The following is a 24,107-nucleotide window of genomic DNA, read 5'->3' on the forward strand; positions in this document are numbered from 1 at the left end:
AATCTGAACCCACAACAGCGTTTGTACCGGAGCTGGTCCATTACAAAATGTTCACCGGGAGAATTCAGGTAATCCCCCTTTCACACTTTGTACATATCACAGCCAAAGGACAGACCAGATTGAAGTGGTAAAACCGATCGTGCACACTACGCAATCTCACAACTAACAAGAGGTTATTATCCTGATGGATCAGGTCGTTGTTTTTCAAAAGATGTTTGAGCAAGTGAGAAAAGAGCAAAACTTCTCCTGGTTTTATTCAGAATTAAAACATCACCGTATTGCACATTACATTTATTATCTAGCTACGGATAACATCAGAATTATTACTCACGATGACACGGTTTTGTTATTAAGAGGAACCAGGAACCTGTTAAAAGTTAGTACGACCAAGAACCCTGCTAAAATAAAAGAGGCCGCATTGCTTCATATTTGCGGAAAATCTACATTTCGGGAATACTGTTCAACACTGGCAGACGCTGGCGTTTTCCGGTGGGTTACTGATGTTAATCATAACAAACGCAGTTACTACGCCATTGATAATACGCTTTTATATATTGAAGATGTAGAAAACAATAAACCATTAATCTAGCTAAAGTTGGATGCTTAAAAAATGCTTCATAATTCAGTAAGGCATTAGCATAATGGAAATAAAAGTGCAGAGACTATTCATATGGATGAGTAATACTATCTTTTTATTGCCACCCATAAATAATCACCAGATCAATACTATCAACTTGATATTTGAAATGTGATCACTTGACTTTCTATACGTTATTTTATAACGGTTAACATATTTATAAAACCAACGGGCGTGCCATACGCCCGTTTCAATACTTAACGCACATGTGTTTTGGTTTAGTCATCATCCGGTTATATGTATTTTAGCCAGGAATGGGTCAAACCATTCCTATATAACTAAAAAATTGAAACATTATTCTCATGTCATGCTTATATTCATCATTATCGTTATATTAAAAGGCCAACCATAATGTTTAGCAAATTGGCTCAAAGTAGCATAAAGGCTATGTTTTAATTACAGAATATTCAGTCATTTGAATGTATAACATTTTAGCTAAACAAATCTAAAACGAAGTGAATAATTTAATGTTTTCACTAAATCTCATTTTGTTTAATCTCTATTGAGATTCCTTGCTTTAAATTTTGTTTTATATAGATAATGACATTAATTTTTAATTAATTTATTTTTTTGGGAGTAATATACACATATGCAAAATCAAGAAATGAACATCCAAATGAACTATATTAAGCACCGTGGGATAAGACATAACAAATGAAGTGGATAGTAATTGACACGGTAATTCAACCTACATGCGGCATATCTTTTTCAGCCATATGGGGTGATATGAAAATGATCATCTGGTATCAATCTACTATATTTCTCCCTCCTGGCAGGATATTTACACCGGTTAAGTCTGGTATTATCCTTAAGGATAAAGAATATCCTATTACTATTTATAACATCGCATCATTCAACAAGGATTTATGGAGTTTACTCAAAAGCAGTCAAGAGTGTCCTCCAGGAGAAAGCAAAATAACAAATAAATGTTTGCATAATAGTTGCATTATAAAAATATGCCCATATGGACTCAAGTAATGGGCTTCATATAAATATTCTCGACATGCTATTAATAATATCCACATAAATAAAACAACGGGCGTGTTATACGCCCGTTTCAATATTTAACACATGTAGAGATTACATGTTCTTGATGATCGCATCACCAAACTCTGAACATTTCAGCAGTTTAGCGCCTTCCATCAGACGTTCGAAGTCATAGGTTACAGTCTTCGCGTTGATCGCGCCTTCCATACCTTTAACAATCAGGTCTGCGGCTTCAGTCCAACCCATATGGCGTAACATCATCTCAGCGGAGAGAATAATAGAGCCTGGGTTTACTTTGTCCTGACCGGCATATTTCGGCGCAGTACCGTGGGTGGCTTCAAACAGGGCGCATTCGTCACCGATGTTTGCGCCAGGGGCGATACCGATACCGCCAACCTGCGCTGCCAGGGCGTCAGAAATGTAGTCACCGTTCAGGTTCATACAGGCGATAACATCATATTCAGCCGGACGCAGCAGGATCTGTTGCAGGAATGCATCAGCAATCACGTCTTTAATGACGATCTCTTTGCCGGTGTTCGGGTTTTTAACTTTCAGCCACGGGCCGCCGTCGATCAGTTCACCGCCAAACTCTTCACGCGCCAGCTGGTAGCCCCAGTCTTTAAACGCGCCTTCGGTGAACTTCATGATGTTGCCTTTGTGCACCAGGGTCACAGAGTCACGATCGTTAGCAATTGCGTATTCGATCGCTGCACGAACCAGACGTTTGGTGCCTTCTTCAGAACACGGCTTAATACCGATACCGCAATGTTCCGGGAAGCGAATTTTCTTCACGCCCATCTCTTCACGCAGGAATTTAATCACTTTCTCAGCGTCGGCAGAGTCTGCTTTCCATTCGATACCCGCATAAATGTCTTCCGAGTTTTCACGGAAGATAACCATATCGGTCAGTTCAGGGTGTTTAACCGGGCTTGGAGTGCCCTGATAGTAACGTACCGGACGCAGGCAGATGTAGAGATCCAGTTCCTGGCGCAGAGCAACGTTGAGAGAGCGAATACCGCCACCAACCGGAGTGGTCAGCGGGCCTTTGATGGCAACGCGATATTCACGAATCAGATCAAGGGTTTCAGCAGGTAGCCAGACATCCTGACCATAAACCTGTGTGGATTTTTCACCGGTGTAAATTTCCATCCAGGAGATTTTACGCTCGCCTTTATAGGCTTTCTCGACTGCAGCGTCGACCACTTTCAGCATGGCTGGGGTTACATCTACACCGATTCCATCACCTTCAATGTAAGGGATAATCGGATTTTCAGGAACGTTGAGTTTGCCGTTTTGCAGGGTGATCTTCTTGCCTTGTGCCGGAACAACTACTTTACTTTCCATTCACCTCTCCTTCGAGCGCTACTGGTTTGCTCGTCTGCCACCACGTTGCATATGCGTTTGCGTCCTGCGATACGGATGCTTTAGAGCAATTTTTTGTTAATGATTTGTAATTGGCTTGTCAATACTACCCTATTGTTTGCCGTCATGAAAGATGCGCGTTATTAGGCTATAATGCGGCAATTCATAATCTCTGAAAATACCATGCAAAAAACTTCTTTTAGAAATCACCAGGTTAAGCGATTCAGCTCGCAACGTTCTACCAGGCGTAAACCTGAAAACCAGCCCACGCGTGTGATCCTGTTCAATAAACCCTACGATGTTCTTCCGCAGTTCACCGATGAAGCCGGACGCAAAACATTAAAAGAATTCATCCCGGTTCAGGGCGTTTATGCAGCAGGTCGTCTTGACCGCGATAGCGAAGGGTTACTGGTGCTGACCAATAACGGTGCGTTGCAGGCGCGTTTAACCCAGCCGGGTAAACGCACCGGGAAAATCTATTATGTGCAGGTGGAAGGTATTCCCACACAAGACGCACTTGAGGCCTTGCGCAATGGCGTGACCTTAAATGATGGCCCTACCCTGCCCGCAGGCGTGGACCTGGTTGAAGAGCCGGAGTGGTTATGGCCGCGTAATCCGCCGATTCGTGAACGTAAAAGTATTCCCACCAGCTGGCTGAAGATTACTTTATATGAAGGACGTAATCGCCAGGTGCGCCGCATGACCGCCCATGTTGGTTTCCCCACGCTGCGACTGATTCGCTATGCGATGGGTGATTACTCTTTGGATAATCTTGCCAACGGCGAATGGCGAGAAGCGACAGATTAAGGACGCAAAATGTTTAAACCGCACGTTACCGTTGCTTGCGTGGTGCACGCAGAAGGCAAATTTTTAGTCGTTGAAGAGACGATTAATGGTAAAGCGTTATGGAACCAACCTGCCGGGCATCTGGAAGCCGATGAAACCTTAGTGGAAGCCGCCGCCCGTGAGCTGTGGGAAGAAACCGGCATCAGCGCGCAGCCGCAACACTTTATTCGTATGCATCAGTGGATTGCGCCAGATAAAACGCCGTTTTTGCGTTTCCTCTTTGCCATTGAGCTTGAGCAAATATGCCCGACCCAGCCTCATGACAGCGATATCGACTGCTGCCGTTGGGTCAGCGCCGAAGAAATTTTACAGGCGTCAAATCTTCGTTCGCCGCTGGTGGCGGAAAGTATTCGTTGTTATCAAAGCGGGCAACGCTATCCGCTGGAGATGATTGGCGATTTTAACTGGCCTTTTACAAAGGGTGTCATCTAAAAGGCTGCGTGATAGAATACGCCGCCTTGAAGTTCAATGTCGTGAGTGATCCAATGTCTGAAACCGCAAAAAAAGTAATCGTCGGCATGTCCGGCGGTGTCGATTCCTCCGTTTCTGCCTGGCTGTTGCAACAACAGGGATATCAGGTCGAAGGCCTGTTTATGAAGAACTGGGAAGAAGACGACGGTGAGGAATATTGCACAGCGGCAGCGGATCTGGCTGATGCCCAGGCTGTCTGCGACAAGCTCGGCATTGAACTGCACACCGTTAACTTTGCTGCCGAGTACTGGGACAACGTCTTCGAACTGTTCCTTGCCGAATATAAAGCCGGTCGCACGCCGAATCCGGATATTCTGTGCAACAAAGAGATCAAATTTAAAGCCTTCCTCGAATTTGCCGCCGAAGATTTAGGTGCCGATTATATCGCTACCGGTCATTACGTACGTCGGGCAGATGTCGATGGCAAGAGCCGCCTGCTGCGTGGTCTGGACAGCAATAAAGACCAGAGCTACTTCCTTTATACGCTTAGCCATGAGCAGATTGCGCAAAGCCTGTTCCCGGTCGGCGAACTGGAAAAACCGCAGGTGCGTAAGATTGCTGAAGATCTTGGTCTGGTCACCGCGAAGAAAAAAGACTCTACCGGCATTTGCTTCATTGGCGAACGTAAATTCCGCGAGTTCCTGGGCCGTTATCTCCCGGCGCAACCGGGCAAAATCATTACCGTCGATGGCGATGAAATTGGTGAGCACCAGGGGCTGATGTATCACACTCTCGGTCAGCGTAAAGGTCTGGGTATCGGTGGCACCAAAGAAGGCACCGAAGAACCGTGGTATGTGGTCGATAAAGACGTCGAAAACAACATTCTGATTGTTGCGCAGGGCCATGAACACCCGCGTCTGATGTCTGTCGGTCTGATTGCCCAGCAGCTGCACTGGGTCGATCGCGAACCATTCACCGGCACTATGCGTTGCACGGTAAAAACCCGCTATCGCCAGACCGATATCCCCTGCACCGTCAAGGCGCTGGACGATGATCGCATTGAAGTGATTTTCGATGAGCCGGTTGCCGCCGTGACGCCGGGCCAGTCTGCCGTTTTTTATAACGGTGAGGTGTGCCTCGGTGGCGGTATTATTGAGCAGCGTCTGCCGCTGCCGGTCTGATTATTATCTTTACTTAAAACAAGGAAGCAGTGAACGTGGCAAAGAATTACTATGACATCACCCTCGCCCTGGCCGGTATTTGTCAGTCGGCACGCCTGGTGCAACAACTCGCTCACCAGGGGCATTGTGATGGCGATGCGCTACACGTCTCACTCAACAGTATTATCGATATGAACCCCAGCTCAACGCTGGCGGTTTTTGGCGGCAGCGAAGCCAACCTGCGCGTCGGGCTGGAAACCTTGCTCGGCGTACTCAATGCCAGCAGTCGCCAGGGCTTAAACGCCGAATTAACCCGCTACACACTCAGTCTGATGGTGCTTGAGCGCAAACTCTCCTCAGCGAAAGGTGCGCTCGACACTCTGGGCAACCGGATCAACGGCCTGCAACGCCAGCTCGAACACTTCGATTTACAGTCCGAAACGCTGATGAGCGCGATGGCTGCTATCTATGTTGATGTGATTAGCCCGCTTGGCCCACGCATTCAGGTCACCGGTTCCCCTGCTGTACTGCAAAGTCCACAGGTACAGGCGAAAGTCCGCGCTACCCTGCTGGCAGGCATTCGCGCCGCCGTGCTCTGGCACCAGGTCGGCGGCGGACGTCTGCAACTGATGTTTTCTCGTAATCGCCTGACCACTCAGGCAAAACAAATTCTTGCTCATTTAACCCCGGAGTTGTGATCTATGGAATTATCCTCACTGACCGCCGTTTCCCCTGTCGATGGACGCTACGGCGATAAAGTCAGCGCGCTGCGCGGGATTTTCAGCGAATATGGTTTGCTGAAATTCCGTGTACAAGTTGAAGTACGTTGGCTGCAAAAACTGGCCGCGCACGCAGCGATCAAGGAAGTTCCTGCTTTTGCTGCCGACGCAATCGGTTACCTTGATGCAATTGTCGCCAGTTTCAGCGAAGAAGATGCCGCACGCATCAAAACCATCGAGCGTACCACTAACCACGACGTTAAAGCGGTTGAGTATTTCCTGAAAGAAAAAGTGGCGGAGATCCCGGAACTGCACGCGGTTTCTGAATTCATCCACTTTGCCTGTACTTCGGAAGATATCAATAACCTCTCCCACGCATTAATGCTGAAAACCGCGCGTGATGAAGTGATCCTGCCGTACTGGCGTCAACTGATTGATGGCATTAAAGATCTCGCCGCTCAGTACCGCGATATCCCGCTGCTGTCCCGTACCCACGGTCAGCCAGCCACGCCGTCAACCATCGGTAAAGAGATGGCTAACGTCGCCTACCGTATGGAGCGCCAGTACCGCCAGCTTAACCAGGTGGAGATCCTCGGCAAAATCAACGGTGCGGTCGGTAACTATAACGCCCACATCGCCGCTTACCCGGAAGTTGACTGGCATCAGTTCAGCGAAGAGTTCGTCACCTCGCTGGGTATTCAGTGGAACCCGTACACCACCCAGATCGAACCGCACGACTACATTGCCGAACTGTTTGATTGCGTTGCGCGCTTCAACACCATTCTGATCGACTTTGACCGTGACGTCTGGGGTTATATCGCCCTTAACCACTTCAAACAGAAAACCATTGCTGGTGAGATTGGTTCTTCCACCATGCCGCATAAAGTTAACCCGATCGACTTCGAAAACTCCGAAGGAAACCTGGGCCTTTCCAACGCGGTATTGCAGCACCTGGCAAGCAAACTGCCAGTTTCCCGCTGGCAGCGTGACCTGACCGACTCCACCGTGCTGCGTAACCTCGGCGTGGGTATCGGTTATGCGCTGATTGCGTATCAATCCACCCTGAAAGGCGTGAGCAAACTGGAAGTGAACCGTGGCCATCTGCTGGATGAACTGGATCACAACTGGGAAGTGCTGGCTGAGCCAATCCAGACAGTTATGCGTCGCTATGGCATCGAAAAACCGTACGAGAAGCTGAAAGAGCTGACTCGCGGTAAGCGCGTTGACGCCGAAGGCATGAAGCAGTTTATCGACGGTCTGGCGCTGCCGGAAGAAGAGAAAGCCCGCCTTAAAGCGATGACGCCGGCAAACTACATTGGTCGCGCCATCACCATGGTTGATGAGCTGAAATAAACTCGTATCAGTGCCGGATAGCGATGCTGTCCGGCCTGCTTATTAAGATTATCCGCTTTTTATTTTTTCACTTTACCTCCCCTCCCCCGCTGGTTTATTTAATGTTTACCCCCATAACCACATAATCGCGTTACACTATTTTAATAATTAAGACAGGGAGAAATAAAAATGCGCGTACTGGTTGTTGAAGACAATGCGTTGTTACGTCACCATCTTAAAGTTCAGATTCAGGATGCTGGTCATCAGGTCGATGACGCAGAAGATGCCAAAGAAGCCGATTATTATCTCAATGAACATTTACCGGATATTGCGATTGTCGATCTCGGATTGCCTGACGAGGATGGTCTGTCACTGATTCGCCGCTGGCGTAGCAATGATGTTTCACTGCCGATTCTGGTATTAACCGCCCGTGAAAGCTGGCAGGACAAAGTCGAAGTATTAAGTGCCGGTGCTGATGATTACGTGACTAAACCGTTTCATATTGAAGAGGTGATGGCGCGAATGCAGGCATTAATGCGGCGTAATAGCGGTCTGGCTTCACAGGTCATTTCGCTACCACCGTTTCAGGTTGATCTCTCCCGCCGTGAATTATCTATTAATGACGAAGTGATCAAACTAACCGCGTTCGAATACACCATTATGGAAACGTTGATACGCAATAATGGCAAAGTGGTCAGCAAAGATTCGTTAATGCTACAACTCTACCCGGATGCGGAGCTGCGGGAAAGCCATACCATTGATGTACTGATGGGACGTCTGCGCAAAAAAATTCAGGCACAATATCCGCAAGAAGTGATTACCACCGTTCGCGGCCAGGGCTATCTGTTCGAATTGCGCTGATGAAAAAATTACTGCGTCTTTTTTTCCCGCTCTCGCTGCGGGTACGTTTTCTGTTAGCAACGGCAGCAGTAGTATTGGTGCTTTCGCTTGCCTACGGAATGGTTGCGCTGATCGGTTATAGCGTCAGTTTCGATAAAACCACGTTTCGGCTGTTACGTGGCGAGAGCAATCTGTTCTATACCCTTGCGAAGTGGGAAAACAATAAGTTGCATGTCGAGTTACCCGAAAATATCGACAAGCAAAGCCCCACCATGACGCTAATTTATGATGAGAACGGGCAGCTTTTATGGGCGCAACGTGACGTGCCCTGGCTGATGAAGATGATCCAGCCTGACTGGCTGAAATCGAATGGTTTTCATGAAATTGAAGCGGATGTTAACGATACCAGCCTCTTGCTGAGTGGAGATCATTCGATACAGCAACAGTTGCAGGAAGTGCGGGAAGATGATGACGACGCGGAGATGACCCACTCGGTAGCGGTAAACGTCTACCCGGCAACATCGCGGATGCCAAAGTTAACCATTGTGGTGGTGGATACCATTCCGGTGGAGCTAAAAAGTTCCTATATGGTCTGGAGCTGGTTTATCTATGTGCTCTCAGCCAATCTGCTGTTAGTGATCCCGCTGCTGTGGGTCGCCGCCTGGTGGAGTTTACGCCCCATCGAAGCCCTGGCAAAAGAAGTCCGCGAACTGGAAGAACATAACCGCGAATTGCTCAATCCAGCCACAACGCGAGAACTGACCAGTCTGGTACGAAACCTGAACCGATTGTTAAAAAGTGAACGCGAACGTTACGACAAATATCGTACAACGCTCACCGACCTGACCCATAGTCTGAAAACGCCACTGGCGGTGCTGCAAAGTACGCTGCGTTCTCTGCGTAGTGAGAAGATGAGCGTCAGTGATGCTGAGCCGGTAATGCTGGAGCAAATCAGCCGCATTTCACAGCAAATTGGCTACTACCTGCATCGTGCCAGTATGCGCGGCGGGACATTGCTTAGCCGCGAGCTGCATCCGGTCGCCCCACTGTTGGACAAGCTCACCTCGGCGCTGAACAAAGTGTATCAACGCAAAGGGGTCAATATCTCTCTCGATATTTCGCCAGAGATCAGCTTTGTTGGTGAGCAGAACGATTTTGTCGAGGTGATGGGCAATGTGCTGGATAATGCCTGTAAATATTGCCTCGAGTTTGTCGAAATTTCTGCAAGGCAAACCGACGAGCATCTCTATATTGTGGTCGAGGATGATGGCCCCGGTATTCCATTAAGCAAGCGAGAGGTCATTTTCGACCGTGGTCAACGGGTTGATACTTTACGCCCTGGGCAAGGTGTAGGGCTGGCGGTAGCCCGCGAAATCACCGAGCAATATGAGGGTAAAATCGTCGCCGGAGAGAGCATGCTGGGCGGTGCGCGGATGGAGGTGATTTTTGGTCGCCAGCATTCTGCGCCGAAAGATGAATAAATATGTCCATACTTCACGCATTACGTTAAGCATCCGTTATAATCGGTTGCAGATACCAGCCTGTGGATGCTTAACATGGAATACCAACTCACTCTTAACTGGCCCGATTTTCTTGAACGTCACTGGCAGAAACGCCCGGTGGTGTTAAAACGCGGCTTTAATAATTTTATTGACCCGATCTCTCCAGACGAGTTGGCGGGTCTGGCGATGGAAAGCGAAGTCGACAGTCGACTGGTCAGTCATCAGGATGGCAAATGGCAGGTCAGCCACGGTCCATTCGAAAGCTACGATCATCTCGGTGAAACTAACTGGTCATTGTTAGTGCAAGCAGTGAACCACTGGCATGAGCCGACCGCCGCGCTAATGCGACCGTTCCGTGAACTACCGGACTGGCGTATTGATGATCTGATGATCTCTTTTTCTGTACCAGGCGGCGGCGTCGGCCCGCATCTCGATCAGTACGACGTGTTTATCATTCAGGGTACCGGACGTCGTCGCTGGCGAGTGGGCGAAAAGCTGCAAATGAAACAGCACTGCCCGCACCCGGATCTGTTACAGGTCGATCCGTTCGAAGCCATCATCGATGAAGAGCTGGAGCCTGGCGATATTCTTTATATTCCGCCAGGATTCCCGCATGAAGGCTACGCGCTGGAAAATGCGATGAACTATTCCGTAGGTTTTCGCGCGCCAAATACGCGGGAACTGATTAGCGGATTTGCCGATTATGTGCTGCAACGTGAACTGGGCGGCAACTACTACAGCGATCCTGATGTTCCACCTCGCGCTCATCCTGCGGATGTTCTGCCGCAAGAGATGGATAAACTGCGTGAGATGATGCTCGAATTGATCAACCAGCCGGAACACTTTAAGCAATGGTTTGGGGAGTTTATATCCCAGTCACGTCATGAACTGGATATCGCGCCGCCAGAGCCGCCTTATCAGCCGGATGAAATCTACGATGCGCTGAAACAAGGTGATGTGCTGGTGCGCCTGGGTGGTCTACGCGTATTGCGCATTGGCGACGACGTGTATGCCAATGGTGAGAAGATCGATTCCCCGCACCGTCCGGCACTGGATGCACTCGCCAGCAACATTGCGCTGACTGCGGAGAATTTTGGCGATGCGCTGGAAGATCCGTCATTCCTCGCGATGCTCGCGGCGCTGGTCAATAGCGGATACTGGTTCTTCGAAGGGTAAGTTTGGATTTAAGCCGGATGCGGCATCACATGCCGCATCCCTTTTCGCTTACTTCCGTTGCGCCGTCAACTCGGCAATACGGACGATCACCTGCACCGCTTTTTCCATACCTTCCAGAGTCACAAACTCATGCTTACCATGATAGTTGTAACCGCCAGTGAACAGGTTCGGGCACGGTAATCCCATAAACGACAACTGCGCGCCGTCGGTACCGCCGCGGATCGGTTTCAGTTCCGGTTCAATATCGCAGTCACGCATCGCCTGCTGGGCGATATCGAGAATATGCGGATGCTCAACCACTTTCTCGCGCATATTGTAGTAACTGTCTTCAATCACCAGTTCAATGTAGCAATCAGGATGTAACCCTTTGCCCACTTTTTTGGCGATCTCCATCATTTTACGTTTACGCGCTTCAAACTGTTTACGGTCGAAATCACGGATGATGTAGTGCATATCGGCCCGTTCAACGGTGCCTTTCATGCTCGCCAGGTGATAGAAACCTTCATAGCCTTCTGTCATTTCCGGGCTTTCATCCGCCGGAACTTCCGCATGAATACGTGCCGCCAGCGACAGCGCATTTACCATCACGCCTTTCGCCGTGCCCGGGTGAACATTGTTACCGACAATTTTGATATTGACCGACGCGGCGTTGAAGTTTTCAAACTCCAGTTCGCCTACGCCACCACCATCAACGGTGTAAGCCCAGCGGGCATCGAAGGCGTCAACATCAAAATGCTTCGCCCCTTTGCCCACTTCTTCATCCGGGGTAAAGGCGACGCGAATATCACCATGCGGAATGTTTTTCTGTTGCAATACCGCCAGCGCGGTCATGATTTCTGCAATACCTGCTTTGTCATCGGCACCTAACAAGGTTTTACCATCGGTGGTAATCAGCGTCTGACCCAGTAGCTGATGAAGCACCGGGAACATAACCGGTGATAAAACTTCATCGCCGATACCCAGCGCAATATCGCCACCGCGATAGTTTTCAACAATTTGCGGATTCACATTTTTGCCGCTGCAATCCGGTGAGGTATCCACATGAGAAATAAAGCCAATCGCCGGGATATCGCCAGGGACGTTAGCCGGTAACGTCGCCATCAAAGTGCCCTTCTCACTTAAGGTCACATTGATAAGCCCCATCTCTTCGAGCTGCTCTTTCAGCAGATGCAATAACTTCCATTGGCCTTCCGTGCTGGGAACCTGTCTCACCCCTGCTTTTGATTGGGTATCCAGAGACACGTAGTTCAAAAATCGCTCAAGTAGTTTATCCATGTAGTCACCCTCACTTTTTGTGACAACATTATTAAGAAGCAAGAAAAGACAAATATTGCGTCAGGTCACTTTTACCCCTGCAAGCGGGAATATTTATCAGCATTACCTTAATGAATATAAAGCTAAGCCAGTAATTCACAACAAAGATTGGCGATTCAAGCGGTTTGCCGTAGAATTACCGCCCTCATTAAGAGTCACCAAGGTGGTTAACCACAAACCCCGCATCGGTAAGCCATCCGTTGCGTTTACATGGGACAGAGTAAAAAATTGAATAAACAACCGAGTTCGCTTTCACCGCTGGTGCAATTGGCGGGAATTCGCAAATGCTTTGATGGTAAAGAGGTCATTCCCCAGCTGGATCTGACTATCAACAATGGCGAGTTCCTCACGCTGCTTGGCCCTTCTGGCTGCGGTAAAACAACCGTTCTTCGCCTGATTGCAGGTCTGGAAACTGTTGATTCCGGACGCATCATGCTGGATAACGAGGACATCACCCACGTTCCGGCGGAAAACCGCTATGTGAATACTGTTTTCCAAAGCTACGCACTTTTCCCCCACATGACCGTGTTCGAAAATGTGGCCTTTGGGTTGCGCATGCAAAAAACCCCCGCTGCTGAAATTACGCCCCGCGTGATGGAAGCCCTGCGGATGGTGCAGCTGGAAACCTTCGCTCAACGCAAACCGCATCAGCTCTCTGGTGGTCAACAGCAACGCGTCGCCATTGCCCGCGCGGTGGTTAACAAGCCTCGTCTGTTGTTGCTGGATGAGTCGCTCTCAGCGCTGGATTACAAACTGCGCAAGCAAATGCAGAACGAGCTGAAAGCGTTACAGCGTAAGCTTGGCATTACATTCGTCTTCGTGACTCACGACCAGGAAGAAGCACTCACCATGTCGGACAGGATTGTGGTGATGCGCGATGGTCGCATTGAGCAAGACGGCACGCCGCGTGAAATCTATGAAGAGCCGAAAAACCTGTTTGTTGCTGGGTTTATTGGCGAAATCAATATGTTTAACGCCACTGTCATCGAACGTCTCGACGAGCAGCGGGTACGCGCCAACGTTGAAGGCCGCGAATGTAATATCTACGTTAACTTCGCCGTTGAACCGGGGCAAAAACTGCATGTTCTGCTGCGCCCGGAAGACTTACGTGTTGAAGAGATTAACGACGACAACCACGCTGAAGGGCTGATTGGTTACGTTCGCGAGCGTAACTACAAAGGCATGACGCTGGAGTCGGTTGTTGAACTGGAAAATGGCAAGATGGTGATGGTCAGCGAATTCTTCAATGAAGACGACCCTGACTTTGACCACTCTCTCGACCAAAAAATGGCCATTAATTGGGTAGAAAGCTGGGAGGTCGTACTGGCTGATGAAGAACACAAGTAAGTTCCAGAATGTAGTGATTGTCACTATTGTCGGTTGGCTTGTGTTGTTTGTCTTTCTGCCCAACCTGATGATCATTGGCACCAGCTTTTTGACCCGCGACGACGCCAGTTTCGTCAAAATGGTCTTTACGCTGGATAACTACACGCGTCTGCTCGATCCGCTCTATTTTGAAGTGCTATTGCACTCGCTGAATATGGCGCTGATCGCCACCCTCGCCTGCCTGGTGCTGGGCTATCCTTTTGCCTGGTTTCTGGAGAAGTTGCCACACAAGGTGCGTCCGCTGCTGCTGTTTCTGCTGATTGTTCCGTTCTGGACCAACTCATTGATTCGTATCTACGGGCTGAAAATTTTCCTCAGCACCAAAGGCTATCTCAACGAGTTTTTGCTCTGGCTGGGCGTTATTGATACACCAATTCGCATCATGTTCACGCCCAGTGCGGTGATTATCGGTCTGGTTTACATTCTGCTGCCGTTTATGGTGATGCCGCTGTACTCCAGTATCGAAAAACTGGATAAGCCGTTGCTTGAGGCGGCGCGCGATCTCGGTGCCAGCAAGTTACAGACTTTTATCCGCATCATTATTCCACTGACGATGCCGGGGATTATTGCCGGATGTCTGCTGGTGATGCTGCCAGCGATGGGCCTGTTCTATGTGTCCGACCTGATGGGCGGTGCGAAAAACCTGCTGATCGGTAACGTCATCAAGGTACAGTTCCTCAATATTCGTGACTGGCCGTTTGGTGCAGCCACCAGCATTACGCTGACTATCGTAATGGGCCTGATGTTGCTGGTTTACTGGCGCGCTTCTCGTTTGCTGAATAAGAAGGTGGAACTCGAATGATCGGTCGACTGCTTCGCGGCGGTTTTATGACCGCTATCTACGCGTACCTGTATATCCCAATCATTATTTTGATTGTGAACTCCTTTAACAGCTCGCGCTTTGGCATCAACTGGCAAGGTTTTACCACCAAATGGTATAGCCTGCTGATGAACAACGACAGCCTGTTACAGGCAGCGCAGCATTCACTAACAATGGCGGTGTTTTCGGCGACGTTTGCTACGCTTATCGGTTCACTGACGGCAGTTGCGCTGTACCGTTATCGCTTTCGTGGTAAGCCGTTCGTTAGCGGAATGCTGTTTGTGGTGATGATGTCACCAGATATCGTGATGGCGATTTCGCTGCTGGTGCTGTTTATGCTGCTGGGTATTCAGCTTGGCTTCTGGTCGCTGCTGTTCTCGCATATCACCTTCTGCCTGCCATTTGTGGTAGTGACAGTGTATTCGCGCCTGAAAGGTTTTGACGTGCGAATGCTGGAAGCGGCGAAAGATCTCGGTGCCAGCGAATTTACCATTCTGCGAAAAATCATTCTGCCACTGGCAATGCCAGCGGTAGCGGCGGGCTGGGTGTTAAGCTTTACCCTGTCGATGGACGATGTGGTAGTTTCTTCGTTTGTCACCGGGCCGAGTTATGAAATTCTGCCGTTAAAAATTTATTCGATGGTCAAAGTCGGCGTATCGCCGGAAGTTAACGCGCTGGCAACCATATTACTGGTGCTGTCGCTGGTGATGGTAATTGCCAGCCAGCTTATTGCTCGTGATAAAACGAAAGGTAACACAGGGGACGTTAAATGAAAAAATGGTCACGCCACCTGCTCGCGGCGGGTGCTCTGGCACTGGGCATGAGCGCCGCTCACGCCGATGACAACAACACGCTGTATTTCTACAACTGGACCGAGTACGTGCCGCCAGGACTGCTTGAACAGTTCACCAAAGAAACCGGTATTAAGGTTATCTATTCGACTTACGAGTCGAACGAAACCATGTACGCGAAGCTGAAAACGTACAAAGACGGTGCCTATGACCTGGTGGTTCCTTCAACCTATTACGTCGATAAAATGCGTAAAGAAGGGATGATCCAGAAGATCGACAAGTCGAAGTTAAGCAATTTCAGCAACCTCGATCCAGACATGCTCAACAAGCCGTTTGACCCGAATAACGACTACTCCATTCCGTATATCTGGGGTGCGACGGCGATTGGCGTTAACGGTGATGCGGTGGATCCGAAATCTGTCACCAGCTGGGCCGATCTGTGGAAACCTGAGTACAAAGGCAGCCTGCTGCTGACCGACGATGCCCGTGAAGTGTTCCAGATGGCGCTGCGCAAACTGGGCTACTCCGGTAACACTACCGATCCGAAAGAGATTGAAGCTGCATATAACGAGCTGAAAAAACTGATGCCAAACGTCGCAGCGTTTAACTCCGATAACCCGGCTAACCCGTACATGGAAGGCGAAGTTAACCTCGGCATGATCTGGAACGGTTCTGCTTTCGTTGCACGGCAGGCGGGTACGCCAATTGACGTGGTGTGGCCGAAAGAAGGCGGCATTTTCTGGATGGACAGCCTGGCGATCCCGGCAAATGCCAAAAACAAAGAAGGTGCGCTGAAATTGATCAACTTCCTGCTGCGCCCCGATGTGGCAAAACAGGTTGCTGAAACTATCGGTTATCCAACGCCAAACCTTGCGGCGCGTAAGCTGTTAAGTCCTGAAGTGGCGAACGACAAAACGCTCTACCCGGATGCTGAAACCATTAAAAATGGTGAATGGCAGAATGACGTTGGCGCAGCCAGCAGCATTTATGAAGAGTATTATCAGAAGCTGAAAGCAGGACGTTAATTCAGCAAGCGGGCGGTGGTATTACCGCCCGTTTTTTATTTAGCAAGGATGTGGCTAATGAGTCAGGACAGTAAAGTTTTCTTTCGTATATTCTTCGGTATCGGTCTGGTACTGATCCTCATTTCTGTTGTTATCTTTTATAACCAGTTCACCTATAGCAAAGACGCGATTCATACTGAAGGCGTCATTGTTGATACCGTCTGGCACTCCAGTCATTCTCATCGCACGGGTAAAAATGGTTCGTGGTATCCCGTCGTTGCCTTTCGTCCGACGCCAGATTACACGCTAATTTTCAATTCGAGTATTGGCAGCGATTTTTATGAAGACAGCGAAGGCGATAAAGTTAATGTTTATTATTCTCCAGGACATCCTGAAAAGGCTGAGATAAATAACCCGTGGGTTAATTTTTTTAAATGGGGGTTTATCGGCATTATGGGCGTTATTTTTATCGCCGTCGGTTTATTAATCAGTATGCCCTCCTCTAAAAAGACACGCAGGAAACGGAAGTCCCGCCCATGAAAAAAATCATGATACTGCTCAGTTTACTGATGTTCCTGCCTCTGACGGCAATCAGTAAGCCCTTAATTCCAATAATGAAGACACTTTTTACGGATGTTACCGGTACTGTACCAGATGCTGAAGAGATCGCGCATAAAGCCGAACTTTTTCGCCAACAAACCGGAGTTGTACCGTTTATTGTGGTTTTACCCGACATTAATAATGAAGCCAGTCTCAGGCAAAATGGCAAAGCGATGCTGGCGCATGCGGCATCTTCAATGAGTAATGTAAAAGGAAGTATTCTGTTACTCTTTACTACCCGCGAGCCACGGTTAATTATGATAACCAACGGCCAGGTCGAAAGCAGTATGGACGATAAACATCTCGGCCTTCTGGTAGAAAATCACACTCTGGCTTATTTACATGCAGATCTCTGGTATCAGGGAATCAATAATGCATTGGCTGTTTTACAAGCACAGATATTAAAACAACCGACGCCGCCACTGACATATTATCCGCATCCCGGACAACAGCATGAAAATGATCCACCCGGCAGTACCACGACATTAGGCCTTTTTGCCTGGGCAGTTGCATTCATCGTCTTTGCTGCATTTTTTAACTACACAACGCGCCTTTATTATGCGTTAAAATTTGCAGTGGCGATGGCTGTTGCCAATATGGGTTATCAGGCTTTATGTTTGTATATCGATAACAGCTTTGCGATTACCAGAATATCGCCACTCTGGGCAGGGCTGATTGGTGTCTGTACGTTTATTGCCGCGTTACTATGGACGAGTAAACGGTAAAAGAGGCAGTAAAGTTCGCATGTATTATGCCGGATGCGGCGCGAACGCCTTATCCGGCCCACAAAACCTGCAAATTCAATTAATTGCGCCCCTTCACAGGCCTGACAAGCGTAGCGCATCAGGCAATTTTTCCCGCTTTATAATCCCTTCAGCAACTTTTCAACAAATTCTGGCACCACCTGGCTTGCCGGGCCGTAATATTTCTCGGCAAATTCATTACCGACCTGACTTGGTTCAAGATTCAGTTCCACGGTGTGCGCGCCATGCAGTTTCGCTTCGTGAACAAACCCAGCCGCTGGATAAACATGCCCCGAAGTACCAATGGCAATGAAAATATCGGCCATCGACAACGCCATATAAATTTCATCCATGCCGAGTGGCATTTCGCCAAACCACACTACGTGCGGTCGCAAGGGTGCCGGGAACTGGCAGCAATGGCATTTATCTTCTGGGGTAACGTCTCCGGTCCAGTCGAGAACCTGACCACTTTGTGAACAACGAACTTTCAGCAGTTCCCCATGCATATGAATAACATTGGTGTTACCGGCACGCTCATGAAGGTTGTCGATATTCTGCGTCACCAGCAAAAAGCGATCGCCGAGGGCGTCTTGCAGTTTAGCCAGCGCAAGATGCGCGGCGTTAGGCTGAATTTCTGGCTGCTGCAGCTGTCGGCGACGGGCGTTATAAAACGCTTGCACCAGTTCAGGATCGCGATCAAAACCTTCCGGCGTTGCCACATCTTCAACCCGATGTTCTTCCCACAGGCCATCTGCGGCGCGAAAGGTACGAATACCTGATTCCGCAGAAATCCCTGCCCCTGTCAGTACGAGTACTCTTGGTTTTTCCATTGCTTCCGGCACCACTTTATCTCTGAAAAAAATACGCTGACGCAAACGCTCGCGCAGGCGGCGTTTATTTTTACGAAAACGACTTAACCGATGACCCCGACGCGACAGCATAGCAACCTCTGTTGATTAATCGGTTAGATGTAGGAAGGCCGCACCACGCATTCCCCCCGCATCACCGTGGCGCGCGCGTTCAATGCGCGGAACACGAGCTACAGGTAAGAGATGACGAGGCAGCCTGTCCGCCAGTTGCGTTGTGATTGCCGGGAAATTCGATAAGCCTCCACCAATGACGACCAGGTCAGGGTCAACAATGGTCAGGATATTTCCCAGACAAACCGCTAATAAATCCAGATAACGCTCAACGTGCGCCCTTGCCTGCTCATCGCCTTGATCATAAAGCGCAATGATCTCAGGAGCCTGCAACGGTTGATGATAATAGTGTTGATACAGCCACGCAAAACCGCGACCAGACAGATAATTTTCAATGCAGCCATGCTGACCACAGCCGCAGCGGCGTAACGGGAAATCCAGCCCCATCATGGTTAACGCATCAACCGGCAGACGCATATGGCCAAATTCGCCGGTAATATAGCTTTTACCGGTAATTGGTTTACCGTTGAAAATCAGCCCGCCGCCAACGCCGGTGCCGAGAATCAACCCCATCACCAGTGGATATTGAGTAAATTCATCATCCCAGGCTTCTGAAAGGGCAAAACAGTTGGCATCGTTATCAAGGCGTACATCGCGATCAAGACGTGCGCTCAGGTCGGCACGCAGCGGTTTACCGCTGGCAGCGGGGACATTGGCGGCATACAGCGTACCATCTTCTGTTTCCGGCATTCCCGGAATACCGATGCCGACAGAGCCTTTACAGCCAAAACGTTGGTCAGCTTCAGCTACCAGCTCACACACTGCATCTAAAAATGCGTCATAGCTGTCACGCGGTGTCGGCACCCGCTTTTCCCACTGCAACTGCCGACCGCTATCAAACACGCCTAGCGCAATTTTTGTTCCACCAATATCAAACCCGTAATACATTGCCGCTCCTTGTTTTAATGTACTGCCTTTACTGGCCGCTAAGGACTCGCGCAGGGTCAATATTACTGGCGCGCCGCGCCGGATACCAACTTGCCAAAAGACTCAGCAACAATGCTGTGACCAGTACGTAGAAGACGTCCAGCCAGTGCAATTCCGATGGCAAGAAGTCAATAAAATAGATATCGCTGGAGAGGAACTGATGACCGATCAGCTTTTCAATCCACTCAATAATCGGGGTAAGTTGCAGTGAAACCACTACGCCGATAATCACCCCACACAGGCTGCCGAACAGCCCTGCCAGCAATCCATACCAGACAAAGATGGCGCGAATTAAACCATCTTTCGCCCCCAGCGTTCTTAATACTGCGATATCGCCACTCTTGTCTTTCACCGCCATCACTAAGGTGGAGACGATGTTGAAACAGGCCACGCCAATCACCAGTACCATCGCCAGATACATAATGGCGCGGATCATCTGGATATCGCGATACATATAGCCGTAAGTACCAATCCAGCTTTTAATATAAACATAGCTGTTGGTCACTTCACCCGCATCGCGTACCAGCTTATTGGCGTTGAAAACATCCGTCATTTTAAGGGCAATACCTGACACGCTGGAACCCATATCAAGATATTGTTGGGCATCCGCCAGCGGGATCATGGCAAAACTGTGATCGAGTTGACCACTCAACTGCAAAATACCGGCAACGTGCAAACGCACACGTTTTGGCTGCATCAGTTTATGCTCAGGATTCGAGTTGGGGATCATAATCGACACCCAATCGCCCTGCTTCACTTTCAGCGCATCCGCCACGCCTTTGCCGATGATAATTTGCTGTTCGCCCGCTTTAAAATTGCGCCAGGCATCCCCCTGAACAAACGAGGGTAATGCGCTCAGACGCTGTTCCTGTTGCGGGTTAACGCCCTTCACCTGGATTGCGCGCAGATTCGCGCCACTTTCCACCAGCCCGGTGAAATTGATATACGGCGCAGCGGCGGCAATACCCGGCACTTTCTGCACGTTATCCAGTGCTTCCTGCCAGTTAGTCCACGGCTGATCCACCGCTTCGATTTCACCATGCGGCACCACCGCCAGAATGCGGTTATTCAGTTCGCGTTCAAAGCCGTTCATCGCGCTTAAGCCGACGATCAATACCGCCACGCCGAGGGCAATGCCGATGGTAGAAATGACGGAGATCAGCGACACCATGCCGCCGCGCCGCCGTCCGCGACTAAAACGCAGGCCAATTAATAACGATAAAGGCATCGCCATTACTCCGCCCCCATCAGGCTCAGTTCCGCCGTCAGACGACCATCACGCATCTCCAGTTGGCGGCTCATACGTTTCGCCAGTTGCAGGTCGTGAGTAACCACCAGGAAGGCGGTGCCCTGCAAGCGATTCAATTCCCCAAGCAACTGGAAGATGCTGTCGGCGTTACGCGCATCGAGGTTACCGGTAGGTTCATCCGCCAGTACCAGACGCGGGTTATTGACCAGCGCACGGGCAATCGCCACACGCTGGCGTTCGCCGCCAGAAAGTTCAGATGGGCGGTGATTCGCACGATGCCCCAGCCCCACCGCTTTTAACATCTCCAGCGCACGGCTGTTGATTTCAGCGGGCTTTTTCTTGCCAATCAGCAGTGGCATAGCCACGTTTTCCAGGGCAGTAAAATCCGGCAGCAGGTGGTGAAACTGATAAATAAAGCCCAGCTTCTGGTTGCGCAGTTCTGCTTTTGCCGCCGAAGACAGTTTGCTCATCGGTTGACCGTTAAAGATCACATCGCCGGAGGTTGGTGTATCCAGCCCGCCCAGCAGGTGCAGCAAGGTACTTTTACCGGAACCAGAGCTACCGACGATCGCCATCATTTCACCTTCGCCGACGCTGAAACTGACATTGTGCAGTACATCGGTTTGCACACTGCCTTCCTGATAGCGTTTGCACAGGTTGTCGCATTGCAACAGGATCTTATTCATAACGTAAAGCCTCAGCGGGTTGAGTGGCGGCAGCGCGCCATGAAGGGTAAAGCGTAGACAGCAGCGCGATAGCCATCGCCACCAGCGCAATAACAATGACCTGTAAAGGTTCGATAGCGACCGGCAGCGCCGCGCCATCAAGCAGGACGCCGATTATCGGCATCAGATTATTCAACTGGCTGGCAAGCAGTGCGCCAAGCGCCGCTCCGAGGATCGCACCGATAATCCCAGCGCTGGCCCCTTGCACCATAAAGACCATCATGATTTGTCGCGGAGTTAAGCCTTGCGTTTGCAGGATCGCTACTTCGCCCTGCTTCTCCATCACCATCAGCCCTAGCGAGGTAATAATGTTAAACGCCGCAACGGCGACAATCAGGCTCAGCAGTAAGCCCATCATATTTTTTTCCATGCGTACGGCCTGGAAAAGCTCGCCTTTACGGTCACGCCAGTCCTGCCATTTGCTGCCTTCAGGCAGTTTTTGCTGACTTAATGAGTCGACTTTCAGCGGCTCATCCAGCCACAAACGCCAGCCGGTAATATTGCCTGCCGGATAACGCATCAGACGCGAGGCATCCTCAATATTCACCAGCATTTCATAGCCATCGACTTCACTGTTGGCGGCGAAAGTGCCAATCACATTGAACAGGCGCTGGCTTGGAATACGCCCCATCGGCGTGAACTGGCTGGCAGATGGCACCATCACGCGGATTTGATCACCGCGATTGACGCCCAACTGTGAGGCAAGCTGTTCACCGAGGATGACATTATATTTCCCCGGCTCGAGGTCAGTTTGTTTCACATTGACCAGATACGGCGTTAGTGGATCTTTTTGCGCCGGGTCGATACCCAGCATCACCCCGACCGCCACGCTGCGCGCGCTTTGCAGTACCACATCACCGGTAGTAATAGGTGCGACGCGATTAACGCCGTCCAGTTTGACTGCCGTTTCCGGGAGTTGCTGCGGGTTAAGAGAGCCATGCTCAGAAGAGAGAATTGCCTGTGGCATCAGGCCAAGGATGTTGTTTTGCAGCTCGCGCTCAAAGCCGTTCATCACTGACAATACTGTGACCAGCGCCATCACCCCGAGGGTAATGCCGATGGTAGAAAGCCAGGAGACGAAACGACCGAAGCGATCCGCTGCACGCCCACGCATGTAACGCAGGCCAATAAATAGAGCGACAGGTTGGTACATGAAATCCGTCTGGTTGCTGTAGCAAAGACACGAGTATATAAGCGAAAGCGGGATGGGTAAACGTCTGAACTGTAAGTGATCGTCAGGGCTAATCTGAAAAGTACCAGCAAATCAATCGACTAAAGGGCCTCATTTTCTCATTGGCCTTGTGGCCTGATCTTTATCTGAAAAATAACCAAATACAGACAGATACGCATTACACCACGCGACTGGCCCCTCAGGATCAACAGCATGTTAAATAAAAAGAGCGTGTTGTCCTGATGAAACAAAAAGAGCTATGGATTAACCAGATCAAAGGGTTATGTATTTGTCTGGTAGTGATTTATCACTCGGTGATTACCTTTTATCCGCATCTGAGCACTTTTCAGCATCCGTTATCGGAAGTCCTGAGCAAATGCTGGATCTATTTCAATCTTTACCTTGCCCCCTTTCGTATGCCGGTTTTTTTCTTTATCTCTGGCTATTTAATTCGCCGCTATATCGACAGCGTGCCATGGGGAAATTGTCTTGATAAACGCATCTGGAGCATCTTCTGGGTGCTGGCACTTTGGGGCGTAGTGCAGTGGCTGGCGATAAGTGCACTAAATCAGTGGCTGGCACCTGAGCGCAATTTAAGTAATGCCTCCAATGCCGCTTATGCCGATTCTACCGGTGAGTTCCTGCACGGGATGATCACCGCCAGCACCAGCTTGTGGTATCTGTATGCTTTAATTGTCTATTTCGTGATATGTAAAATTTTTAACCGCCTGGCGCTGCCACTATTCGCCTTGTTTGTACTGCTGAGTGTGGCGGTTAATTTCGTTCCCACGCCGTGGTGGGGAATGAACAGTGTGATCCGCAATTTGCCTTATTACAGCCTTGGCGCATGGTTTGGCGCAACAATAATGACCTGTGTTAAAGAGGTGCCGTTGCGCCGCCATCTGCTGATGGCTTCTTTGCTGACCGTTCTGGCGGTCGGTGCCTGGTTGTTTACTATCTCGCTGCTGTTGTCGCTGGTATCGATTGTGGTAATCATGAAGCTGTTTTATCAGTACGAGCAGCGTTTCGGTATGCGTTCCTCCAGCCTGCTGAATGTGATTGGTTCCAACACCATTGCTATCTACACCACCCATCGCATTCTGGTTGAAATATTCAGCTTAACTCTGCTTGCGCAAATGAACGCAGCACGCTGGTCGCCGCAAGTCGAACTGACACTCCTGCTGGTTTACCCCTTTGTTAGTTTGTTCATCTGTACTGTTGCGGGCTTGCTGGTAAGAAAACTTTCACAGCGCGCATTCAGCGATCTGTTGTTCTCCCCGCCTTCTCTGCCCGCGGCCGTCAGTTACTCCCGCTAAGCCATCGCCCCAGCCGGGGCGATTCAATTTGCTAAACCATGTCGATTACGGATAATGAACAGCATTGCTTATCAGAGATATGCCCCCATATGTTGAGGCATATCCTAAC

General features: G+C 49.7%; 26 protein-coding genes. 19 read left to right on the forward strand and 7 right to left on the reverse strand.

The features are described 5' to 3' along the window. Positions 1-184 precede the first annotated feature (184 nt). The 4 genes from ACJHWR_RS11300 (at position 185) to ACJHWR_RS11315 (ending at position 1,615) form a co-directional block, all read left to right on the forward strand. The gene (locus ACJHWR_RS11300) at positions 185-589 is read left to right on the forward strand and encodes a DUF1398 domain-containing protein (protein ID WP_000373096.1); all 405 of its coding nucleotides are present in this window, start codon (positions 185-187) and stop codon (positions 587-589) included. 52 nt (positions 590-641) lie between these two features. Continuing rightward, positions 642-752 carry a hypothetical protein gene (locus ACJHWR_RS11305; protein WP_019842521.1) on the forward strand — a complete coding sequence of 37 codons (111 nt, stop codon included), beginning with the start codon at positions 642-644 and terminating at the stop codon, positions 750-752. A 236-nt stretch (positions 753-988) separates the two neighbouring features. After that, positions 989-1,033 (forward strand): protein YmgK, encoded by a 45-nt coding sequence (locus tag ACJHWR_RS11310; RefSeq protein WP_120795380.1) that lies wholly within the window; start codon positions 989-991, stop codon positions 1,031-1,033. A gap of 258 nt (positions 1,034-1,291) precedes the next feature. Then, complete coding sequence (locus tag ACJHWR_RS11315) at positions 1,292-1,615, forward strand: anti-adapter protein IraM (protein ID WP_000871294.1); 324 nt, start codon at positions 1,292-1,294, stop codon at positions 1,613-1,615. Positions 1,616-1,717: 102 nt separating this feature from the next. Here ACJHWR_RS11315 and icd read toward each other — a convergent pair whose 3' ends face one another. Next, positions 1,718-2,968: an NADP-dependent isocitrate dehydrogenase gene (gene icd, locus ACJHWR_RS11320; protein ID WP_000444487.1), complete on the reverse strand. Its 1,251-nt coding sequence runs from the start codon at positions 2,966-2,968 to the stop codon at positions 1,718-1,720. 171 nt (positions 2,969-3,139) lie between these two features. Between icd and rluE the strand changes: the two genes are divergently transcribed. From rluE to roxA, 8 genes are all read left to right on the forward strand, one after another. Further along, complete coding sequence (gene rluE, locus ACJHWR_RS11325) at positions 3,140-3,793, forward strand: 23S rRNA pseudouridine(2457) synthase RluE (protein WP_001248701.1); 654 nt, start codon at positions 3,140-3,142, stop codon at positions 3,791-3,793. Between the two features lie 9 nt (positions 3,794-3,802). After that, on the forward strand, positions 3,803-4,264 hold the full coding sequence (nudJ, locus tag ACJHWR_RS11330; RefSeq protein WP_000476093.1) for a phosphatase NudJ: 462 nt from the start codon (positions 3,803-3,805) through the stop codon (positions 4,262-4,264). A gap of 53 nt (positions 4,265-4,317) precedes the next feature. Continuing rightward, the gene (mnmA, locus tag ACJHWR_RS11335) at positions 4,318-5,424 is read left to right on the forward strand and encodes a tRNA 2-thiouridine(34) synthase MnmA (RefSeq protein ID WP_001353282.1); all 1,107 of its coding nucleotides are present in this window, start codon (positions 4,318-4,320) and stop codon (positions 5,422-5,424) included. Between the two features lie 35 nt (positions 5,425-5,459). Continuing rightward, entirely contained in the window at positions 5,460-6,101 is a 642-nt protein-coding gene (hflD, locus tag ACJHWR_RS11340; protein WP_001295971.1) for a high frequency lysogenization protein HflD, read from the forward strand. A 3-nt stretch (positions 6,102-6,104) separates the two neighbouring features. Further along, positions 6,105-7,475, forward strand: coding sequence for an adenylosuccinate lyase (purB, locus tag ACJHWR_RS11345; protein ID WP_000423739.1), 1,371 nt, complete (start codon positions 6,105-6,107; stop codon positions 7,473-7,475). A gap of 168 nt (positions 7,476-7,643) precedes the next feature. Continuing rightward, a complete protein-coding gene (gene phoP / locus ACJHWR_RS11350) occupies positions 7,644-8,315 on the forward strand; it encodes a two-component system response regulator PhoP (RefSeq protein WP_001265481.1) in 672 nt (223 codons plus the stop codon). Next, a complete protein-coding gene (gene phoQ / locus ACJHWR_RS11355) occupies positions 8,315-9,775 on the forward strand; it encodes a two-component system sensor histidine kinase PhoQ (protein ID WP_000735408.1) in 1,461 nt (486 codons plus the stop codon). The genes phoP and phoQ overlap by 1 nt, the downstream gene beginning before the upstream one ends. A 75-nt stretch (positions 9,776-9,850) precedes the next feature. Then, positions 9,851-10,972, forward strand: coding sequence for a [50S ribosomal protein L16]-arginine 3-hydroxylase (roxA, locus tag ACJHWR_RS11360; protein WP_001295435.1), 1,122 nt, complete (start codon positions 9,851-9,853; stop codon positions 10,970-10,972). A 48-nt stretch (positions 10,973-11,020) separates the two neighbouring features. Here roxA and pepT read toward each other — a convergent pair whose 3' ends face one another. Further along, on the reverse strand, positions 11,021-12,247 hold the full coding sequence (pepT, locus tag ACJHWR_RS11365) for a peptidase T (RefSeq protein ID WP_000359446.1): 1,227 nt from the start codon (positions 12,245-12,247) through the stop codon (positions 11,021-11,023). 249 nt (positions 12,248-12,496) lie between these two features. On the opposite strand from pepT, the gene potA reads away from it, so the two are divergent. Genes potA through ACJHWR_RS11395 form a run of 6 tightly spaced genes read left to right on the forward strand, consistent with a single transcriptional unit; the run spans position 12,497 to position 17,612 of the window. Then, entirely contained in the window at positions 12,497-13,633 is a 1,137-nt protein-coding gene (potA, locus tag ACJHWR_RS11370; protein WP_000531594.1) for a spermidine/putrescine ABC transporter ATP-binding protein PotA, read from the forward strand. Next, the gene (potB, locus tag ACJHWR_RS11375; protein WP_410226696.1) at positions 13,617-14,474 is read left to right on the forward strand and encodes a spermidine/putrescine ABC transporter permease PotB; all 858 of its coding nucleotides are present in this window, start codon (positions 13,617-13,619) and stop codon (positions 14,472-14,474) included. The genes potA and potB overlap by 17 nt, the downstream gene beginning before the upstream one ends. Continuing rightward, a complete protein-coding gene (potC, locus tag ACJHWR_RS11380) occupies positions 14,471-15,265 on the forward strand; it encodes a spermidine/putrescine ABC transporter permease PotC (RefSeq protein ID WP_000580316.1) in 795 nt (264 codons plus the stop codon). Before potB ends, potC begins: the two co-directional genes overlap by 4 nt. Continuing rightward, complete coding sequence (gene potD, locus ACJHWR_RS11385; protein ID WP_000759309.1) at positions 15,262-16,308, forward strand: spermidine/putrescine ABC transporter substrate-binding protein PotD; 1,047 nt, start codon at positions 15,262-15,264, stop codon at positions 16,306-16,308. The genes potC and potD overlap by 4 nt, the downstream gene beginning before the upstream one ends. Positions 16,309-16,365: 57 nt before the next feature. Continuing rightward, the gene (locus ACJHWR_RS11390; RefSeq protein WP_001313748.1) at positions 16,366-16,827 is read left to right on the forward strand and encodes a DUF3592 domain-containing protein; all 462 of its coding nucleotides are present in this window, start codon (positions 16,366-16,368) and stop codon (positions 16,825-16,827) included. After that, the gene (locus ACJHWR_RS11395) at positions 16,824-17,612 is read left to right on the forward strand and encodes a TPM domain-containing protein (RefSeq protein WP_000723291.1); all 789 of its coding nucleotides are present in this window, start codon (positions 16,824-16,826) and stop codon (positions 17,610-17,612) included. The genes ACJHWR_RS11390 and ACJHWR_RS11395 overlap by 4 nt, the downstream gene beginning before the upstream one ends. 137 nt (positions 17,613-17,749) lie before the next feature. Here ACJHWR_RS11395 and cobB read toward each other — a convergent pair whose 3' ends face one another. Genes cobB through lolC form a run of 5 tightly spaced genes read right to left on the reverse strand, consistent with a single transcriptional unit; the run spans position 17,750 to position 22,664 of the window. Continuing rightward, on the reverse strand, positions 17,750-18,571 hold the full coding sequence (gene cobB, locus ACJHWR_RS11400) for a Sir2 family NAD+-dependent deacetylase (RefSeq protein ID WP_000952736.1): 822 nt from the start codon (positions 18,569-18,571) through the stop codon (positions 17,750-17,752). A gap of 15 nt (positions 18,572-18,586) precedes the next feature. Continuing rightward, positions 18,587-19,498, reverse strand: a complete 912-nt coding sequence (nagK, locus tag ACJHWR_RS11405) for an N-acetylglucosamine kinase (RefSeq protein ID WP_000291270.1) — start codon at positions 19,496-19,498, stop codon at positions 18,587-18,589. A gap of 28 nt (positions 19,499-19,526) precedes the next feature. Then, positions 19,527-20,771: a lipoprotein-releasing ABC transporter permease subunit LolE gene (gene lolE / locus ACJHWR_RS11410; RefSeq protein WP_001251368.1), complete on the reverse strand. Its 1,245-nt coding sequence runs from the start codon at positions 20,769-20,771 to the stop codon at positions 19,527-19,529. After that, positions 20,771-21,472, reverse strand: coding sequence for a lipoprotein-releasing ABC transporter ATP-binding protein LolD (gene lolD, locus ACJHWR_RS11415; RefSeq protein ID WP_001033701.1), 702 nt, complete (start codon positions 21,470-21,472; stop codon positions 20,771-20,773). Before lolD ends, lolE begins: the two co-directional genes overlap by 1 nt. Beyond that, positions 21,465-22,664 (reverse strand): lipoprotein-releasing ABC transporter permease subunit LolC, encoded by a 1,200-nt coding sequence (gene lolC, locus ACJHWR_RS11420; RefSeq protein ID WP_000284714.1) that lies wholly within the window; start codon positions 22,662-22,664, stop codon positions 21,465-21,467. The genes lolD and lolC overlap by 8 nt, the downstream gene beginning before the upstream one ends. Before the next feature lie 260 nt (positions 22,665-22,924). Here lolC and ACJHWR_RS11425 point away from each other — a divergent pair, with 260 nt between their 5' ends. Beyond that, positions 22,925-23,998, forward strand: a complete 1,074-nt coding sequence (locus ACJHWR_RS11425) for an acyltransferase family protein (protein WP_000810223.1) — start codon at positions 22,925-22,927, stop codon at positions 23,996-23,998. The last annotated feature ends 109 nt before the right edge of the window (positions 23,999-24,107 follow it).

It is taken from the genome of Escherichia sp. WS568, from assembly GCF_046486085.1.
In the GTDB taxonomy this organism is placed as follows: Bacteria; Pseudomonadota; Gammaproteobacteria; order Enterobacterales; family Enterobacteriaceae; genus Escherichia; species Escherichia coli.

Coding starts and splice junctions, on each gene's coding strand:
- ACJHWR_RS11300 (WP_000373096.1), top strand. CDS start 185: ATGGATCAGGTCGTTGTTTTTCAAAAGATGTTTGAGCAAGTGAGAAAA.
- ACJHWR_RS11305 (WP_019842521.1), top strand. CDS start 642: ATGGAAATAAAAGTGCAGAGACTATTCATATGGATGAGTAATACTATC.
- ACJHWR_RS11315 (WP_000871294.1), top strand. CDS start 1,292: ATGAAGTGGATAGTAATTGACACGGTAATTCAACCTACATGCGGCATA.
- icd (WP_000444487.1), bottom strand. CDS start 2,968: ATGGAAAGTAAAGTAGTTGTTCCGGCACAAGGCAAGAAGATCACCCTG.
- rluE (WP_001248701.1), top strand. CDS start 3,140: ATGCGGCAATTCATAATCTCTGAAAATACCATGCAAAAAACTTCTTTT.
- nudJ (WP_000476093.1), top strand. CDS start 3,803: ATGTTTAAACCGCACGTTACCGTTGCTTGCGTGGTGCACGCAGAAGGC.
- mnmA (WP_001353282.1), top strand. CDS start 4,318: ATGTCTGAAACCGCAAAAAAAGTAATCGTCGGCATGTCCGGCGGTGTC.
- purB (WP_000423739.1), top strand. CDS start 6,105: ATGGAATTATCCTCACTGACCGCCGTTTCCCCTGTCGATGGACGCTAC.
- phoP (WP_001265481.1), top strand. CDS start 7,644: ATGCGCGTACTGGTTGTTGAAGACAATGCGTTGTTACGTCACCATCTT.
- phoQ (WP_000735408.1), top strand. CDS start 8,315: ATGAAAAAATTACTGCGTCTTTTTTTCCCGCTCTCGCTGCGGGTACGT.
- roxA (WP_001295435.1), top strand. CDS start 9,851: ATGGAATACCAACTCACTCTTAACTGGCCCGATTTTCTTGAACGTCAC.
- pepT (WP_000359446.1), bottom strand. CDS start 12,247: ATGGATAAACTACTTGAGCGATTTTTGAACTACGTGTCTCTGGATACC.
- potA (WP_000531594.1), top strand. CDS start 12,497: ATGGGACAGAGTAAAAAATTGAATAAACAACCGAGTTCGCTTTCACCG.
- potB (WP_410226696.1), top strand. CDS start 13,617: ATGAAGAACACAAGTAAGTTCCAGAATGTAGTGATTGTCACTATTGTC.
- potC (WP_000580316.1), top strand. CDS start 14,471: ATGATCGGTCGACTGCTTCGCGGCGGTTTTATGACCGCTATCTACGCG.
- potD (WP_000759309.1), top strand. CDS start 15,262: ATGAAAAAATGGTCACGCCACCTGCTCGCGGCGGGTGCTCTGGCACTG.
- ACJHWR_RS11390 (WP_001313748.1), top strand. CDS start 16,366: ATGAGTCAGGACAGTAAAGTTTTCTTTCGTATATTCTTCGGTATCGGT.
- ACJHWR_RS11395 (WP_000723291.1), top strand. CDS start 16,824: ATGAAAAAAATCATGATACTGCTCAGTTTACTGATGTTCCTGCCTCTG.
- cobB (WP_000952736.1), bottom strand. CDS start 18,571: ATGCTGTCGCGTCGGGGTCATCGGTTAAGTCGTTTTCGTAAAAATAAA.
- nagK (WP_000291270.1), bottom strand. CDS start 19,498: ATGTATTACGGGTTTGATATTGGTGGAACAAAAATTGCGCTAGGCGTG.
- lolE (WP_001251368.1), bottom strand. CDS start 20,771: ATGGCGATGCCTTTATCGTTATTAATTGGCCTGCGTTTTAGTCGCGGA.
- lolD (WP_001033701.1), bottom strand. CDS start 21,472: ATGAATAAGATCCTGTTGCAATGCGACAACCTGTGCAAACGCTATCAG.
- lolC (WP_000284714.1), bottom strand. CDS start 22,664: ATGTACCAACCTGTCGCTCTATTTATTGGCCTGCGTTACATGCGTGGG.
- ACJHWR_RS11425 (WP_000810223.1), top strand. CDS start 22,925: ATGAAACAAAAAGAGCTATGGATTAACCAGATCAAAGGGTTATGTATT.